Annotated in this window: 18 protein-coding genes; 9 read left to right on the top strand and 9 right to left on the bottom strand. The window is 35.7% G+C overall.

The window, feature by feature from the left end; translation table 11 throughout:
• Positions 1–37: 37 nt before the first annotated feature.
• On the top strand, positions 38–520 hold the full coding sequence (locus ZPR_RS05170) for a DUF4199 domain-containing protein (RefSeq protein ID WP_013070578.1): 483 nt from the start codon (positions 38–40) through the stop codon (positions 518–520).
• Between the two features lie 12 nt (positions 521–532).
• Here the strand turns inward: ZPR_RS05170 and ZPR_RS05165 are convergent, their stop codons facing one another.
• Genes ZPR_RS05165 through ZPR_RS05150 form a run of 4 tightly spaced genes read right to left on the bottom strand, consistent with a single transcriptional unit; the run spans position 533 to position 3,875 of the window.
• Positions 533–1,231 (bottom strand): peptidoglycan DD-metalloendopeptidase family protein, encoded by a 699-nt coding sequence (locus ZPR_RS05165; RefSeq protein WP_013070577.1) that lies wholly within the window; start codon positions 1,229–1,231, stop codon positions 533–535.
• Between the two features lie 25 nt (positions 1,232–1,256).
• Positions 1,257–2,651: a hypothetical protein gene (locus ZPR_RS05160; RefSeq protein WP_041578701.1), complete on the bottom strand. Its 1,395-nt coding sequence runs from the start codon at positions 2,649–2,651 to the stop codon at positions 1,257–1,259.
• A complete protein-coding gene (locus tag ZPR_RS05155; RefSeq protein ID WP_013070575.1) occupies positions 2,632–3,255 on the bottom strand; it encodes a hypothetical protein in 624 nt (207 codons plus the stop codon). The genes ZPR_RS05160 and ZPR_RS05155 overlap by 20 nt, the downstream gene beginning before the upstream one ends.
• 53 nt (positions 3,256–3,308) lie before the next feature.
• Complete coding sequence (locus tag ZPR_RS05150) at positions 3,309–3,875, bottom strand: RNA polymerase sigma factor (RefSeq protein ID WP_041578700.1); 567 nt, start codon at positions 3,873–3,875, stop codon at positions 3,309–3,311.
• 166 nt (positions 3,876–4,041) lie between these two features.
• Here ZPR_RS05150 and ZPR_RS05145 point away from each other — a divergent pair, with 166 nt between their 5' ends.
• Complete coding sequence (locus ZPR_RS05145) at positions 4,042–4,632, top strand: DUF2911 domain-containing protein (RefSeq protein WP_013070573.1); 591 nt, start codon at positions 4,042–4,044, stop codon at positions 4,630–4,632.
• Between the two features lie 17 nt (positions 4,633–4,649).
• Here ZPR_RS05145 and ZPR_RS05140 read toward each other — a convergent pair whose 3' ends face one another.
• Positions 4,650–5,078 carry an organic hydroperoxide resistance protein gene (locus tag ZPR_RS05140; RefSeq protein ID WP_013070572.1) on the bottom strand — a complete coding sequence of 143 codons (429 nt, stop codon included), beginning with the start codon at positions 5,076–5,078 and terminating at the stop codon, positions 4,650–4,652.
• Between the two features lie 95 nt (positions 5,079–5,173).
• Between ZPR_RS05140 and meaB the strand changes: the two genes are divergently transcribed.
• The gene (gene meaB / locus ZPR_RS05135) at positions 5,174–6,259 is read left to right on the top strand and encodes a methylmalonyl Co-A mutase-associated GTPase MeaB (RefSeq protein WP_013070571.1); all 1,086 of its coding nucleotides are present in this window, start codon (positions 5,174–5,176) and stop codon (positions 6,257–6,259) included.
• Here the strand turns inward: meaB and ZPR_RS05130 are convergent.
• Positions 6,254–7,195 carry an NAD-dependent epimerase/dehydratase family protein gene (locus ZPR_RS05130; RefSeq protein ID WP_041579661.1) on the bottom strand — a complete coding sequence of 314 codons (942 nt, stop codon included), beginning with the start codon at positions 7,193–7,195 and terminating at the stop codon, positions 6,254–6,256. The two genes, meaB and ZPR_RS05130, sit on opposite strands and share 6 nt — an antisense overlap.
• A gap of 139 nt (positions 7,196–7,334) precedes the next feature.
• Here ZPR_RS05130 and ZPR_RS05125 point away from each other — a divergent pair, with 139 nt between their 5' ends.
• The 6 genes from ZPR_RS05125 (at position 7,335) to ZPR_RS05100 (ending at position 12,239) form a co-directional block, all read left to right on the top strand.
• Positions 7,335–8,048, top strand: a complete 714-nt coding sequence (locus ZPR_RS05125) for a glycosyltransferase (protein WP_013070569.1) — start codon at positions 7,335–7,337, stop codon at positions 8,046–8,048.
• Positions 8,045–8,668 carry a lipid-A-disaccharide synthase N-terminal domain-containing protein gene (locus ZPR_RS05120; RefSeq protein ID WP_013070568.1) on the top strand — a complete coding sequence of 208 codons (624 nt, stop codon included), beginning with the start codon at positions 8,045–8,047 and terminating at the stop codon, positions 8,666–8,668. Before ZPR_RS05125 ends, ZPR_RS05120 begins: the two co-directional genes overlap by 4 nt.
• Positions 8,669–8,672: 4 nt before the next feature.
• Positions 8,673–10,298, top strand: coding sequence for an ArnT family glycosyltransferase (locus ZPR_RS05115; protein WP_041578699.1), 1,626 nt, complete (start codon positions 8,673–8,675; stop codon positions 10,296–10,298).
• Positions 10,299–10,380: 82 nt separating this feature from the next.
• A complete protein-coding gene (locus ZPR_RS05110; RefSeq protein ID WP_041578698.1) occupies positions 10,381–11,226 on the top strand; it encodes an alpha/beta fold hydrolase in 846 nt (281 codons plus the stop codon).
• Positions 11,219–11,698, top strand: a complete 480-nt coding sequence (locus ZPR_RS05105) for an RNA polymerase sigma factor (protein ID WP_013070565.1) — start codon at positions 11,219–11,221, stop codon at positions 11,696–11,698. The genes ZPR_RS05110 and ZPR_RS05105 overlap by 8 nt, the downstream gene beginning before the upstream one ends.
• On the top strand, positions 11,691–12,239 hold the full coding sequence (locus ZPR_RS05100) for a hypothetical protein (protein ID WP_013070564.1): 549 nt from the start codon (positions 11,691–11,693) through the stop codon (positions 12,237–12,239). Before ZPR_RS05105 ends, ZPR_RS05100 begins: the two co-directional genes overlap by 8 nt.
• Positions 12,240–12,312: 73 nt before the next feature.
• Here ZPR_RS05100 and ZPR_RS05095 read toward each other — a convergent pair whose 3' ends face one another.
• From ZPR_RS05095 to ZPR_RS05085, 3 genes are all read right to left on the bottom strand, one after another.
• A complete protein-coding gene (locus ZPR_RS05095) occupies positions 12,313–12,489 on the bottom strand; it encodes a histone H1 (protein ID WP_041579656.1) in 177 nt (58 codons plus the stop codon).
• Between the two features lie 128 nt (positions 12,490–12,617).
• The gene (locus ZPR_RS05090; protein ID WP_013070562.1) at positions 12,618–13,841 is read right to left on the bottom strand and encodes a porin; all 1,224 of its coding nucleotides are present in this window, start codon (positions 13,839–13,841) and stop codon (positions 12,618–12,620) included.
• Between the two features lie 147 nt (positions 13,842–13,988).
• Positions 13,989–14,831, bottom strand: a complete 843-nt coding sequence (locus ZPR_RS05085) for a helix-turn-helix domain-containing protein (protein WP_013070561.1) — start codon at positions 14,829–14,831, stop codon at positions 13,989–13,991.
• Between the last annotated feature and the right edge of the window lie 49 nt (positions 14,832–14,880).

Genomic DNA, 14,880 nt, shown 5'->3' with positions numbered 1-14,880 from the left:
TTTCTTATTTTTGCTGCTCTAAAAGGTTGACCAACGAATGAAAAAATTTAATGTTGAAGTAAAATGGGGAGTCACTTTTGTGATCGCCCAACTCATCTGGATTGCTTTCGAAAAAATAATGGGATGGCATGATGAGCATATCGACGTACAGGGTGTCTATTCTTTATTTTTCGCAGTAATTGCTTTTTTAATTTATTACGCAGCTTTAAGAGAAAAAAGAGAAAAGTACTTCCAAAGCGAAAAATTCGGATGGCAACAGGGCTTTATCAGTGGTGTAATTCTTACCGGAGTAATCACAATTCTTACGCCGCTCATCCAGTATTTCGCGGTCACAGTTATTAGTCCGGACTATCTTCAAAATATGATTACACTTTCAGAAAAACAGAGTATGACCCCAGAAAATGCTGAAATGATGCATAGTATAAAAATGTATATTTTTATGCAGATTTTTAATGCTTTAGCTATGGGAATTGTTACCGGAGCAATCGTAGCGTTAATTACTAAAAAGAAAGAAAAGTAACTTGCTGAAAAGCTATATCTTCAACAGCAAATTAGGGTCGGGGCAATTCTCCAAATAAAAATCCAGGTCTTTTTTAGAAGCTACGCCCGGATAGTCTCCTTTATTTTGCTGTAAGTCTTTAATAATCTGAAAATGTAAATGCGGTGCATAATCTCCGTTTTCCTCCGCAGCGCCAAGTTCAGCTATTTTTTCCTGTGCTTTTACCTGCTGTCCTACTTCTATTTTCTCTAATGACTTTCTGCTTAAATGCCCATAAAGGGAATAAAAAATCTCATCATCAAAATCATGTTTTAAAATCACTGTAGGCCCATAATCTCCAAAATTAGCATTATCCTGAAAGCTGTGAACCTCTCCCTCTAATACCGCTAGCACATCGGTTCCTTCAGCCGTCCAAATATCCAGGCCAATATGGATATTACGGTTTAAAAATTCTTCTAAATTTTTATTGAAAAGCTGACTACGTTGGTAAAGTTTTCTCACTTCATTATAGCCACCAAAAGCCACTTTTTTACCGGCGACTTTAAGATTATGATCTATAAATATAGAAAAAGCTTCCGAAGAAAGTTGTTCTAATTTCAAAAGTTCCGGGTTATTTGCAGACAGGTCGATGGCAATAAAATCTTCCTGTTGTAAATCTCCTCCTACAATTGGAGTAAAATCTGCAGTTAACCCGGAAATGTATTCAGCGAAATTAGTTTTCATAGATTGCATTTTCGCCAAAAGTAATCTTTGCGTTCTAATTTAGCAACACGTCACTAAATCTTGCCGAAATGCTAATTTGAGCATCAGTATTTGAGCTTTTATGATATCCCTTTAGAATTTCATTGTCGTACGACGAAGTTTTATCTACTTTTAATCCTCCAGGGTAATTCACTTCACTTTGCGTACCGTTGTAATTAAATTTAAATGCAGATTGTGGTAACTTTAATTTAAGATCACTATTTTCAAGACTTATATCAAGATTCTTAAAACTACCGCCTACATTTTTAATCGCTAAATTTCCAAAGGTTCCCGATAAAATTCCTGTTTCGCTTAAGCGATTTATACTCACGTCGCTACTGTTAGAGATCAATTTTATACTTCTGGCTGTATTGATAGCACAACTTGGCAGATAAGAAGCATTTAAAACTCCATAATCCCAATTTTCTATAGATACCGGAGTATAAGAAACCTTTACATGAGTATCCTTACCCGTGATTTTATTCGCTTTAAAATTGGCATGAGCCAGCTCAGCTATTAAATTGTCAGCATGATCTAATGCTATTTTACCATATCGAACATTAAGTTTGATTTTAGCATTTCTGGGCGCGTTTATCTTAATGGTTTTTTGGGCCTGGCTACCATCACTGTTTCGATTCAACATAACGATATTTGGCACATTTTGCCCAGTTTTCTCTTTGACTGTCATTTTTTTCTCAAAATTCTTTCCCCAGGCTTCCATTTTCTCACCAAAAGATTCTCCCCATTTCTCCATACTGGCACCAAAAGAATTTCCCCATTCTTCCATACTTTTTTCGAGCTCTTCGCTATTTACTTCAGCATTTTTTTCAAAATTTGCCGCCCATTTCTCCATTTTCCTTTCAAAGTCTTTTCCAAACTTTTTATCCACCTGCTTTTCGTAACGCTCTAAATAGGCATCTCCTTCTTTACGATAAGCTTCGTAATCAAAATTTAAATCTCCCATATTTTCAAATAGATCCGGTGGTAAAGGATGTTCAGATATATTTTGTAATAAAGGGGTTACCAAATTATCCATTATTGGCCCCATAATTTCTGGTAATTGCGCTAAAGCATTATTAAGTTCAGGTCCGTTAATGTCTACATCCCAGTTCACATTCATATCAGATTTTGATGAAACCTGAACCTTATTTTTAGATCCACTAGTACTAAGCTTCCAGGTATCCATCATTTTTGTGGCTTTATTCTTTGGCACACCATCATTTATAAAAGCTTCGATCGTTACCGTGTTTTTATCCCAGCTTTCTATGATGATATTGGTATTTTTAGCATCTACCTCAATAACGACATCCTTGTTTACATCATAACTGCGCTGCATCATATCCTGCGCTGAAGCACTAAATGTACATCCCAAAAGGAAGAGTAAAATATAATTAAGCTTGTGCATTTTCATAACTGTTGTCTTTTGATCCTTTAATTTCTTTTAGCTTTTGTTTTAGTTTGAACAACAACTCTAATCTAAGCTGTAAGTTAGCGACCATGGCTTCGATGGTTTGTTCATTAGGTCCTAACTCATTTAATTCGTTATTTAATCTTTTGTATTCTTTATCAAGCTCTGCCAATTGTTTCATAAATGAATCGATGAGCTCCTTATTTTCTTTGTTAATACTCAGTTTTGCCAATTCCATATTAAGGCTCGCCATATAATAATCTTCGATCTTTTTATATTGCGGCGAGACATCACTTAGCTGAAATTGTTTTGTTGCTGTGGTATTTTCTTTTTTCTCTTCTACAGGTTTTTCTTCGGAAGTCTCTACAACCTGAGGTCCATAAGGATCTACTGAAGTTCCTGAATTAAAGTAAAAAAATCCTCCTGCCGCCAGTGCTATTACAAGGATCGCAGCGATTTGAAAAAACCATTTACGACCGCCCGACTTTCTTTTTTTAGGAAAAGCTTTATCTAATCGATCTTCAAATCTTGCCTGATGTCCCTCCGGTATTTTAAACTTTCTGCTTTCTTTATCCTCCTGCAGCATTTTTCTTATATCCTGTCCCATATCTCAATTCTTTTTAGGCGTATTTTTCTGCTTTGTAAAACAGTCATCCTCGCTTATAATGTTGTTTTTCTATTCATTCCTCCTGAGTCCGCTTCAAAATTCCTGATTTTCTCCTGCAATTTTTTCTTTCCGCGGTGCACCAGCGTCCTGGAAGCCACCTGGCTAATATTCAGAATTTCTGAAATTTCTTCATGATCATATCCTTCTACTAAAAAAAGCATTAATGGATATCGATACTTTTCCGGAAGCTCACTAATCGCACGCTTTATGTCTTCAACAGTAATGCCGTCGTTGACATTCCAGTCCTCTTCCTCGTCTACGATGCCAAGAACCTGCTCATTCATCGCAACCTGCTCCAGCTTTTTTGCTTTAAGCTTATCCAGACATTTGTTTATAACGATTCTTTTAAGCCAGGCACCAAAAGTAACCTCTCCGGTAAATTGATGCAGTTTTGCAAAAGCCTTGATAAAAGCTTCCTGCATCGCGTCTTCTGCCTCCTGAGTATCGTTCATAAACCGTAATGCCACGTAATACATACCATCACAGTATTTATTGTAAAGCTTAAGCTGCGCTTTGCGGCTATTGTTCTTACAATCTTCTATTAACTGATGTTGTAACAAAATGGTTTTTTGATTGGTTGTTGTTCACTTTAAAGACGAGTTAAAATTCACTATGTTGCAAAAAGTATATTTTTTTTGAATAAAAATGTAGATTACTAATTATATCCTTACTTTAATACTTTAAAATCTGCATCAGCTTTAAAGCCTTTAGATCAAATATAATATTATGAATAATAGCCTTAAGTTAGTACTTAAAATTTTAGGGATCAGCCTTTTGGTGATTGCCGTCATATTTTTTGTAGTTCGCTATAATACCAAAGCATATAGTCCAGAAGATACAGTATCCTACACCAATAATGATCTTACCATAGAAGTTTTTTATAACCGCCCCTATAAAAAAGGAAGGGAAATTTTTGGAAATCTAGTTCCCTACGATTCTGTTTGGCGTACAGGCGCCAACGAGGCTACGACCTTTAAAACCAACAAAGATATAATGGTAGATGGGAGTTTACTGCAAAAAGGAGAATATACCTTATGGACGATACCAAAAAAGAAAAGCTGGGAAATTATTTTTAATAATAAAATGTATCCCTGGGGGATTGATTTAAATGGCAAGGTGTATCGTGATGCCAAATTTGATGCACTTATTGTTGAAGTTCCCTCTAATAAACTACAGGAAACAGTAGAACAATTCAGCATTTATTTTGAACAAGCCAATGACTTTGTATTTATGGTTTTAGCCTGGGATCGTAATAGCGTGGCCGTTCCTATAAAAATAAAAGAGACTCCTACCATAGAAGCCCCTTCTAAAAATTAAACAATTTTTATCGAATCTTAGTCTTCGTCTATAAGAAGATTTAAGGTAACATCGATATTATCCCTGGTCGCTCTTGAATAAGGACAAACCTCATGAGCTTCATTAATTAAATCTTCACCGGTTTCAACATCAATATCCGGAATATAAATATCTAAAACGGCAGAAAGGTCTAATTCCTCATCTTCATTTTGTCCTAAATCGATCGTCACCGTAACATTATAATCTCCAAGATCTACATTTGCGTTTTTAGCGACCATTTCTAAAGCGCTACCAAAACAAGCAGAATATCCTGCTGCAAAAAGTTGTTCCGGGTTCGTATAATCTCCACCTTCACCACCAAGGCTTTTAGGCATTGAAAGTTGTAGGTCTAATATCCCATCATCACTAATAGTTCTGCCTTTTCTACCACCTTCAGTGGTTACCTTAGCTGAATACAAAGTTTTCATTTTTTCGAATTTTTATATTATTCCTTTTCAATATAACATTCCCAAAATTCGCATTCAAAAAATGTATTCATAAATTTGTCATAAATAAACGCATCTTGAAAAAATCTTCCAATACATCTGCCATATCTCAAAGTAATAGCATTCCTGCCTCAGCAAATGTTAGTAATACTTCTGCGGAAAAAATTAAATCGTTGCGGAAGAAGAAACAGGATCATACTGAAATTCTAAAGCGTCTTCTTCAGGGTAATCAAACAGCGCTTGGAAAAGCCATCACTCTGGTTGAAAGTAATACTATAAAACACCAGCAACAGGCGTCAGCAATTATCGAAGGGGCTATAGCTTCTTCAGGAAAATCAATTAGAATTGGTATCACCGGAGTTCCCGGCGTAGGAAAAAGTACATTTATTGAAGCTTTCGGAACGTATCTACTCAGTTTAGGCAAAAAGGTAGCTGTTCTTGCCGTAGATCCCAGTAGTAGTATTTCTAAAGGCAGCATCCTGGGAGATAAAACCCGAATGGAAAACCTTGTAAAACAAGAAATGGCGTTTATACGTCCCAGCCCTTCTGGGGATTCTTTAGGAGGCGTTGCTCGCAAAACAAGGGAGAGTATTATGCTTTGCGAAGCTACAGGCTTTGATGTAATTTTAATTGAAACTGTAGGCGTTGGCCAAAGTGAAACCACCGTACATAGTATGTGTGATTTCTTTTTATTGCTGAAATTAGCCGGAGCCGGTGACGAATTACAAGGCATTAAACGCGGAATCATGGAAATGGCCGATGCCATCGTTATTAACAAAGCTGATGGGGAAAATGTAAAGGCTGCCAATACCGCTAAATTAGATTTTAGAAGAGCGCTACATCTTTACCCTCCAAAAGAAAGCGGATGGACACCCAAGGTTTTACTTAGCAGTGCTTTATATAATACCGGTATTCCTGAAGTTTGGGAGCTGATCATGTCTTTTGAAAAAAATAGTAAAGAAAATGGCTATTTTGAAGAGAATAGAAAACAGCAAAACAAATTTTGGCTCCTACAAAGTATAAATGAGCAATTAAAACAGTCTTTCTATCAAAATCCTGAGATAAAAGTGGCTCTTGAAGAACAATTACAGGCAATTTTCGATAAAAAAACCTCTCCTTTTATCGCTGCTCAACAGCTTTTGGAAAAGTATTCTAAATTATAGAAAATTGGCTTTATACCAGTTAATTTGGCGTTGCAATCCATCCTTTAAAGTTGTCGTTGGATGGTAATCCAATATTTTTTTAGCCTTATTGATATTAGCACGAGTGTGCCACTGGTCTCCTTTACGCCTTGGTTTAACCTCTAATTCAATCTTTTTCCCTAAAAGTTCTTCCACATAGTCAATACCTTCCTGTGTGGTATACTCAGCTTCTGTACCCAAATTAATGATCTCTCCATTTAATTCATGATGCTTTTTCACCGCAGAAAGTAATCCTTCTATAATATCCCCAACATAAGTAAAGCTTCGGAGGTGCTTTTGGCTTCCGCTAAATAAAGGAAACTTTTCATTGTTAAAAGCGCATGCAATTAATTTAGTATATAACTTTTCAGGTCGTTCCCTTGGTCCATAAACCGAATATAATCTTAATGAACTACTGTTTAAACGTTTCGCCCTGGATTCAGCTAATACCAATTGTTCGGCAGCTAATTTGGTTACTCCGTAAAACGAAGCGGGTTGTGCTGCGGCATCTTCAGGAAAGGTCGCTTCCAATCCATATACCGAAGATGTAGAGATATTAAAAAAATGCTTTAGCTTCTTATTTTGATGGGCAAACTCAATTAAATTTTGAGTCGCAATAACATTATTTTGCAAATATTGATCGAAAGTACTGCTGGAGGATATACCAGGTTGTGCCGCAAAATGAATTATAAAATCGAAATCGCTGGTAAGTTTTTTAAAATCTTCAGGCTTTCTAAGATCTACTTTTTTTACTTGGATATTGTTTTTACGAAGGCTGTCTGTATTTAATTCTTTTAATCTAACATCGTAGTAATCAGAAAAATTATCTAATCCAACCACTTCGTAACCTTCTTTATTTAATGCTTCGGCAGCATGAGAACCTATAAAACCGGCTGCACCGGTAACCAAAACTTTCATCATTTAAAGTCTAAAATTAGCAATACCCTGAAAATTTACGGGGGCAAAGTACAATGATTATCATTAAAAAACGATATTTCCTGTAAGAACCTTCTTATTTTTTCTTTTAAAAGATACATTTGCAGTCAATTTATCAATTATGGAATATCAGTTTACGATCATTGTTCCTATCTATAACGAGGAAGAAAACCTGGAACGGCTGGAACAACAGTTATCAACTTATCTGGAAATTGCTGTGAAGCCCACCTGTATCCTACTGGTTAACGATGGCTCCTCGGATAACAGTTTATCGATGATCGAAAAAATTTGTGCTGGTAATGAAGCATTTTATTTTATTTCTTTTGCACAAAATTGCGGATTAAGCGCTGCAATTAAAGCTGGGTTCGATTATGCTGACACACCGCTAATTGGGTATATCGATTCAGATCTACAAACCGATCCTGAAGATTTTAATCTTTTAATGCAGGATATTGGGGAATATGATCTTGTGACGGGATGGCGTGCAGATCGAAAGGATTCTTTTGTAAAAAATATGTCCTCGCTTATCGCTAATGGTATTCGTAAAAGCTTTACGCACGACGGTATGAATGATACCGGCTGCCCCCTAAAAATCATTAAGGCAGATTATGCAAAACGTATCCCGATGTTTAAAGGCTTACACCGATTTTTACCGGCAATGATCATGTTACAAAACGGGAGTGTAAAACAAGTGCCTGTAAGACATTATCCCAGAATTGCCGGTAAAGCAAAATTTCATTTATGGAACCGACTTTTAGGCCCTCTTGTAGATTGCTTTGCTTACCTATGGATGAAAAAAAAGTATATCAACTATAACGTGGCTAAAAAAGGATGATGCCTTGGTATATATATACCATAGGCTTTGTGGCCCAAATTCTTTTTTCTGGAAGACTATTGTTACAGTGGATACTTTCAGAAAAACATAAAAGGGTCTTAACCCCCAGCCTTTTCTGGAAGTTAAGCTTAATCGCCTCTTTCCTGCTTTTTATCTATGGTGACTTAAAAGATGATTTTTCGATCATGTTTGGCCAGGCCATTACCTATTACATTTATATTCGTAATTTACAATTGCAGGGAGAATGGGAAAAAATGAAGCGCATATTACAGCTCTTCATTTATATCTTCCCCGCTTTTGTAGTACTTTATAATTATAATAACGGCACATTAGACTTACAACGCTTCTTTAATAATGAGAATATCCCCCTATGGCTCTTGATGTTAGGTATAGTTGCGCAGATCATTTTTAATCTGCGATTCCTCTACCAATGGATGTATTCTGAAAGAAAAAAAGAAAGTATTCTCCCATTAGGATTTTGGATTTTGAGTTTAATCGGTGCCAGTCTCATTTTAATTTACGCTATTATTAGAAAAGATCCTGTTTTATTTACAGGCCATATTTTTGGAAGCGTAGTTTACGTAAGAAATATTATCTTAAGCCAAAAGTCTAAACGATAATTAAATGAAACCTAAATTTCATAGATACCTACTTGCCCTCATTGGTGTTTGCCTCCTTATATTTTTCTTTAACCTCGATGCTCTTTACGTAAACATCATGGAAGCTAGAAATTTTGGTTCAGCAAGAGAAATGCTACATCTAGATCATTGGCTCCTTACTACATTAAATGACATCCCGCGTTACGAAAAGCCACCTTTACCTACCTGGTTAACCGCAATTTCAGCTAAAATATTCGGTATAGAGCATTTATGGGCTTTACGACTACCCGCAGCCTGCGCCGCTACCCTTCTTGCCGTTTCCTTATATAAATTTTCCGCATTAATAAATATCACCAGAAAACAGGCTTTTATAGGATCGCTTATCGCCGTTAGTTCATTTTACATTATTTTTTCCGGAAGAAACGGCCAGTGGGATATCTTTACACATTCCTTTATGATGGTGGCTATTTACTTTCTATTCCAGTTTTTTAGGGATGAGAGAAAGTTGTGGCGTAATGCTGTTCTAGCAGGACTTTTCTTTGGCTTTTCTATTCTAAGCAAAGGACCGGTTTCGCTATACGCATTATTCCTGCCCTTTTTAATAGCTTATGCTATCGTCTATAAATTTCAGGATTTTAGGAAAAAATGGGGTGCATTGGTGGTTTTTCTTGTACTAAGTTTAGTAGTTGGTTTGTGGTGGTTTGTATATGTGAGGTTAGCCGATCCCATTGCTTTTTTAGAAATCACTAAAGACGAAGCCGCAAATTGGGGAAGTTATAATATACGCCCCTTTTATTATTACTGGAGTTTCTTTACTCAAAGTGGTATCTGGACAATCCCATCTTTGGTAGCGCTACTTTACCCCTATTTAAAAAACAAGGTGAGCAATAAAAAAGCATATAAATTCGCGATTCTCTGGACAGTACTTTCAGTGATTCTTTTATCCATCATTCCCGAAAAAAAATCAAGGTACCTTTTACCCGTTCTTATCCCAATGGCATTAAACACTTCGTTTTATATCGAATATCTTTTCAGTAATTTTTCGGGATTGAAAATGAAAGAAAAATGGGTGGTTTATTTTAACTTCGGACTTATTGCCATTATTGGTATCGCCTTTCCCTTCGGGTCTTATTTCATGTTAGATTTAGACGGAATCTACTATTTATGGTATGCTCTTACTTCTATTGCTTTATTTGGAATAGGCATTTCGATATTTTATTATTTAAGAAAAAACAAGTTTTCTAAAATATTTTATCTTACTGTAGGTTTTATTTGTACAGTAATCGTTTTTGGTTTTCCACTCATCGATACTTTAATCGACAACCCCAATTATAAGTCTTTTGCCGAATTAAAAAAGCAAGCCGAAAACAAGCAATTTACGGTTTATGAATATAATTCTTTTGGCCCCGAGATTATTTGGGATTATGGTGAACCTATCCACATTTTGATTAAAAACGATAGCCTTTCTTTGCCTAAAGAAGAAGAATTTGGACTACTATTTAATGTAACCGACACTATTTCTCCAGAAGAATTTTCAGGGTATTCTATTAAAAAAGTAGACCAGTACGATTTAAATCAGATAAACCCTCAAAAATCGGGTTATAAAGACCGGTTGATGCGTGATTTTTATATGCTAAAGAAGAAGGATTAATTCTATTTTTCAATTTTATTTAAATCTCATGTAACATTTTGTTTGAAATGTATCTAAAGGCTAAACTTTAAATTCATTTCTTATGAAAAATCTTAAAATGATATGGTACATAGTAGTCATGATTTCTACTGTCCAACTTGTAGGTCAAAATAGCTTTAAAGTCGAAGTTTATGGTGAGGGAGAACCTCTTTTACTTTTCCCAGGCTTTAGTAGTACTGCAGATGTTTATCAGGAGATTGTTACTAACTTTTCTAAAGATTACCAGGTGCATGCTTTCACCTTTGCAGGTTTTGGGGATGTTGCCCCTATCCAGTCGGCATGGCTCGAAACGATAAAGAAAGATGTGGAAATCTACATCACTAAAAAGAAGCTTAAAAATATTAGCATCTTAGGCCACAGTATGGGTGGGACTTTAGGCTTATGGCTAGCTTCAGACCAGGACGTTTATAAAAAACTAATCTTAATCGACGCATTACCTGCCATGGGAGCATTGATGTTTCCAAACTATGACAGTGAATCCATACAATATGATTCGCCTTATAACCAACAATTATTAGAAATGAGCGAGGCCGATTTCGAAACAATGGCAAATCAAATGGCTATAAACTTAAGTCTTGATCCAGAAGGCCAAAAAAGGATTGTGGAAGATATGCTTAGAAGCGATCGAAAGACTTATGTGTATGGCTATACCGATCTTTTGAAGTTAGATTTACGGCAAAAATTAGCTAATATTAAGGTTCCCGTTTATATTCTTGCGGCTAATCTTCCCTACGGAAAAGAGGTGGCCACCATAAATTATAAAAACCAATACCAAAACCTGAGTGATTATAAGCTTCATTTTGCAGAAAATTCCAAGCATTTTATAATGTATGACCAGCCAGTATGGTTAATCGATCAAATAAAAATGGCCTTGAATACCAATGAGTAAAAAACTGGAATTTCAGGAAATATACTACTCCAATTACCCAAAAGTAATACGGCTTTGCATGGGATATCTTAATGGCAATGAAGCTTTAGCTAAAGATTTGGCGCAAGAGGTTTTTATTAAAGTGTGGCAGTACATTAAAGATTTTCGTGGAGAAGCTACAATTTCAACCTGGATTTATAGAATTACCGTAAACACCTGCTTACAGGAACTACGGAAGCAAAAAACAAAGCCATTAAAAATTGACATTGCTGGTAATGACACTATCGAAGACCCCACAACCGAAAAGCAATTTGCCAGTATGTACCGCTGTATCGATAAACTTTCTGCAGAAAATAAATCGATTATTCTATTAGAACTGGAAGGTTTGCCTCAAAAGGAAATTGCAGAAATCACCGGGATAAATCATGCCGCAATACGAACTAGAATTCACCGAATTAAAGATCAACTTTCTAAATGTGTAAAAAATGAATGATTTTCAGCATATCAAAAAACAATGGCAAAGCCATCAAGCGCCATCACCGATTAAAAATAGTGATGAAATCATAGCAAAGTCGCAAGGAATAAAGCGTAAACAAAGAATTACAAAAATTATCCTGGGCATTACCGTGCTTCTGCTAATTGCTTTTTTCTTTTACGTTTCGGCTTACAAAAATACAAGAGCCTTTTGGGGATTGGGACTTATGATTGGCAGCCTGTGCATTAGGATTATCATGGAATATGCCAGTAGTTTAAAAAAAGAAAGTTTCCCACTTTATCAAAGTATGCTCGCTTTTAACAAGCAATTGGTTCAGTACTATAAATCCAGAAGAAAAATTCATTATTTATGGACTCCTTTGTTATTTGCTACGTATATACTTGGATTCCTACTATTACTACCTATTTTTAAGCAGCAATTATCAGCAGGATTCTATATATACATTATAATTTCTTCGATCATAATTTTTATAGCTTTAGCGGTACTTATAGGTACTCAGATAATAAAAGAGCTAAAAATCATCAAAAGTTTACAGTAGGTACTACCAAAAAATTAAAATGAGCGCCAACAGTATATAAAGAAAAAGCCTCTCTAAATGAGAGGCTTTAGTTTTATTTTTTAGAAGCTGCTACAGATTCTTTACGGAATTCTTTCAAAAGCTTCTCTAAAGCTAAAGAAGATTTTCTTGCGCGTGTTCCTGCTGCTTTGTTCCCAGATTCTAACTGAGCATCAGCATCAGTTTTAAAAGCTTCAAATGTCTCATTGATATTTTCTACCAATTCTTTCATATTGTTTTTATTTAAAAGATTAATTAGACAGGCGAAAATAAAATAATATTCCACTTTAAAAGACAATTCCATAAAAATTCCCACTCTAAATACTCAATTTTAGCATATGGAGAGTTTATTGTTAAAGCCTAAATGGAAATATCCCATTGAATTCGGAACCTAAACTCATCTTTTATTCCAACGTCTGCTGTTTCCAGATCAAATTCAGAAACCTCCATCGTCAATTTATTTCTATGCCCTTTAAAAAACCAGTTAAAAGCAAGGGTTATTTCATCTAAGTAATAATCCTGTAGTGTGTTTGGCGTAAAATTAGCGTAACGGGCAGCAATTTCTAAAGGTTCTGGCCACCAGGCCAAGGACTGGTGTGCTAAATAACCGGCCTGAAAATAAAATCCGTTTAATTTAGTTTCCTGATTATTCACCCGATCTTGAATATTTTTCCAGTGCAACTCAGATTGCCAACTAAATCCCTTGTAAACCAAAGCAGTTTCTAAATTGGCCTGATTTATACGATATTGGCCGGGATTCTGTTCTTCAAACCCTTCCAAGACGCCTCCACCAGAAGATGAAAATCGGGTATAGGGACTCCTGTTTGTTACTCCGGCAAGAGCGATAATTGCTGCTGGTTTTTGGTGAATGCCAAGATCGCTACTTGTAAAACCTAAATTTTCTCCAAACATATTCCATTGAATGCGGCCAAAATACATCAGGTTTTTATCGTCGTTCTCCCTGGCTCCACGGCCACTACCGGTAAAAACACCAAGCCAGTAATTAAAGTCCAGGGGGCCTTTGGTTCGCAATCTTCCATAAAGCTCTACCCCCTGCTGCCTGTCTACGGTAAAAGACCGGTTTAAAATTGAACGATCTACGGTTTGTTGTGCTCCACTACTTATACGGCGTTCCCTGGAAAATTCAAGCTTCCACTGCCCTACTTTTATATTTAACCATTCCCAACGCTCTATCATGATCCGGTAATCTAAAAGATTAGATTGCCCCAGCTCATACTCCCAATAATATTTTAACCAGGGTTTGTAGGCATGTCCACCAACTTTTAGTCTAGAGCGATTTACCTTAAAAACATTATTGCTGTTATCGGAAAAATTGTTGAACGTATAAGGGTCGTTATCACTTGGTGTGGCAAACCTAAACTGTAACCTGCTTTGAATCTGAAGCAAATAATTATTATCACCAGATCTAAATTCGAATCCTTTTTCGCCGTATTTAAAACGCCAATCCTGAAAAACTGAATTGTTACTTTCCTCCGCTGACTGGGAAAAACCGCTATTGGAAGAAAGACAAAAAACAAAATTGAGCAGTAAAAGCCTTAATAAATAAGGTGTACCATACTTCATAGTCCATTTTTAAAGTATGGGTTCAAAAATAAAGAATTCTAACTTCTTAACATTACAATAATATTAAAGAAACAATTAATTTACATTGTATTATTACTCTAATGCCTCTACCCAGATATATAAACCAGATATATAAATTTGAACTTCTTAGCTTATTAAAGTATTTTCGTGCTGAATGACGTGCTGTTTTACACTCTCCTGAAATTCCTGCGGTGTCATTCCTGTATGTTGCTTAAAAAATCTACTGAAGTAAGACCGATCCTTAAATCTTAAATTAAATGAAATTTCTTTAATGGTATTTTCACTATGAATGATTTGACGTTTGGCTTCAAGGATTAAACGATCATGGATTAATTGAAGTCCGGTTTTATCTAATTTCTCCTTTAATATCTGGTTTAAGCGTTTGGCACTTAAGCCCAATTGTTTAGCATAAAACCCGGTATCGCGTTCTTCAAGATAATAGTTCTCCAACAATAACATAAACTCATAAATTCGTTTTTCATTAATATCATGCTGCGTAAAATGCTGCTCTTTTAATTGTATAAGTTGCAATAAAAAGACCTTTAATAGGGCCTTGATCATAATCAGGTTCATTTCTTCTTTTTGGTATTCTTCAGAAAGAAGAGTATAAATAGCGTTCAAGCCCTTAGAGCTTTGTTCGGTGACCTGCAAACAGGAAAATTCTCCCTGGATGTTGAACATTCTAAATACATCCAGTAAAAATTCTTTAAGATCATCTTCCAGTAACTCTCTTTTAAAAGAAAGCAATACCCCTTTTTTTCCAGCTTTATTTAATTGATGTACTCGATAAGGCGGAATAAGATAAATCCAGTCGCCCTGTAAGGTTTGAAAAGAATGTTGTGGTACATGCAAAGCCTTTTCATTTTTAAGCCAAACAATCTCAAAAAATTCCCGACGTCCCGGGTCGTCAAGATAAGAAGGAGGACAATCTATTAAATCCCGAATATATAGTACCTTATTACTTAGCATAATCTACTTCATTTTATAGTTGAAAACACCTGCTTTCCAAAAAGTACCA

It is taken from the genome of Zunongwangia profunda SM-A87 (genome assembly GCF_000023465.1).
GTDB classification, from domain to species: Bacteria; Bacteroidota; Bacteroidia; order Flavobacteriales; family Flavobacteriaceae; genus Zunongwangia; species Zunongwangia profunda.
The sequence above is the reverse complement of the archived record's forward strand: the minus strand, read 5'-3'. Positions and strand labels throughout refer to the sequence as shown.

What these genes read in the sequence shown, in the direction of transcription:
- ZPR_RS05155 (WP_013070575.1), bottom strand. Translation starts at nt 3,255, where the DNA reads ATGGGACAGGATATAAGAAAAATGCTGCAGGAGGATAAAGAAAGCAGA.
- ZPR_RS05085 (WP_013070561.1), bottom strand. Translation starts at nt 14,831, where the DNA reads ATGCTAAGTAATAAGGTACTATATATTCGGGATTTAATAGATTGTCCT.
- ZPR_RS05170 (WP_013070578.1), top strand. Translation starts at nt 38, where the DNA reads ATGAAAAAATTTAATGTTGAAGTAAAATGGGGAGTCACTTTTGTGATC.
- ZPR_RS05115 (WP_041578699.1), top strand. Translation starts at nt 8,673, where the DNA reads ATGAAACCTAAATTTCATAGATACCTACTTGCCCTCATTGGTGTTTGC.
- ZPR_RS05165 (WP_013070577.1), bottom strand. Translation starts at nt 1,231, where the DNA reads ATGCAATCTATGAAAACTAATTTCGCTGAATACATTTCCGGGTTAACT.
- ZPR_RS05130 (WP_041579661.1), bottom strand. Translation starts at nt 7,195, where the DNA reads ATGAAAGTTTTGGTTACCGGTGCAGCCGGTTTTATAGGTTCTCATGCT.
- ZPR_RS05100 (WP_013070564.1), top strand. Translation starts at nt 11,691, where the DNA reads ATGAATGATTTTCAGCATATCAAAAAACAATGGCAAAGCCATCAAGCG.
- ZPR_RS05090 (WP_013070562.1), bottom strand. Translation starts at nt 13,841, where the DNA reads ATGAAGTATGGTACACCTTATTTATTAAGGCTTTTACTGCTCAATTTT.
- ZPR_RS05105 (WP_013070565.1), top strand. Translation starts at nt 11,219, where the DNA reads ATGAGTAAAAAACTGGAATTTCAGGAAATATACTACTCCAATTACCCA.
- ZPR_RS05120 (WP_013070568.1), top strand. Translation starts at nt 8,045, where the DNA reads ATGATGCCTTGGTATATATATACCATAGGCTTTGTGGCCCAAATTCTT.
- ZPR_RS05140 (WP_013070572.1), bottom strand. Translation starts at nt 5,078, where the DNA reads ATGAAAACTTTGTATTCAGCTAAGGTAACCACTGAAGGTGGTAGAAAA.
- ZPR_RS05125 (WP_013070569.1), top strand. Translation starts at nt 7,335, where the DNA reads ATGGAATATCAGTTTACGATCATTGTTCCTATCTATAACGAGGAAGAA.
- ZPR_RS05160 (WP_041578701.1), bottom strand. Translation starts at nt 2,651, where the DNA reads ATGAAAATGCACAAGCTTAATTATATTTTACTCTTCCTTTTGGGATGT.
- ZPR_RS05145 (WP_013070573.1), top strand. Translation starts at nt 4,042, where the DNA reads ATGAATAATAGCCTTAAGTTAGTACTTAAAATTTTAGGGATCAGCCTT.
- ZPR_RS05110 (WP_041578698.1), top strand. Translation starts at nt 10,381, where the DNA reads ATGAAAAATCTTAAAATGATATGGTACATAGTAGTCATGATTTCTACT.
- ZPR_RS05095 (WP_041579656.1), bottom strand. Translation starts at nt 12,489, where the DNA reads ATGAAAGAATTGGTAGAAAATATCAATGAGACATTTGAAGCTTTTAAA.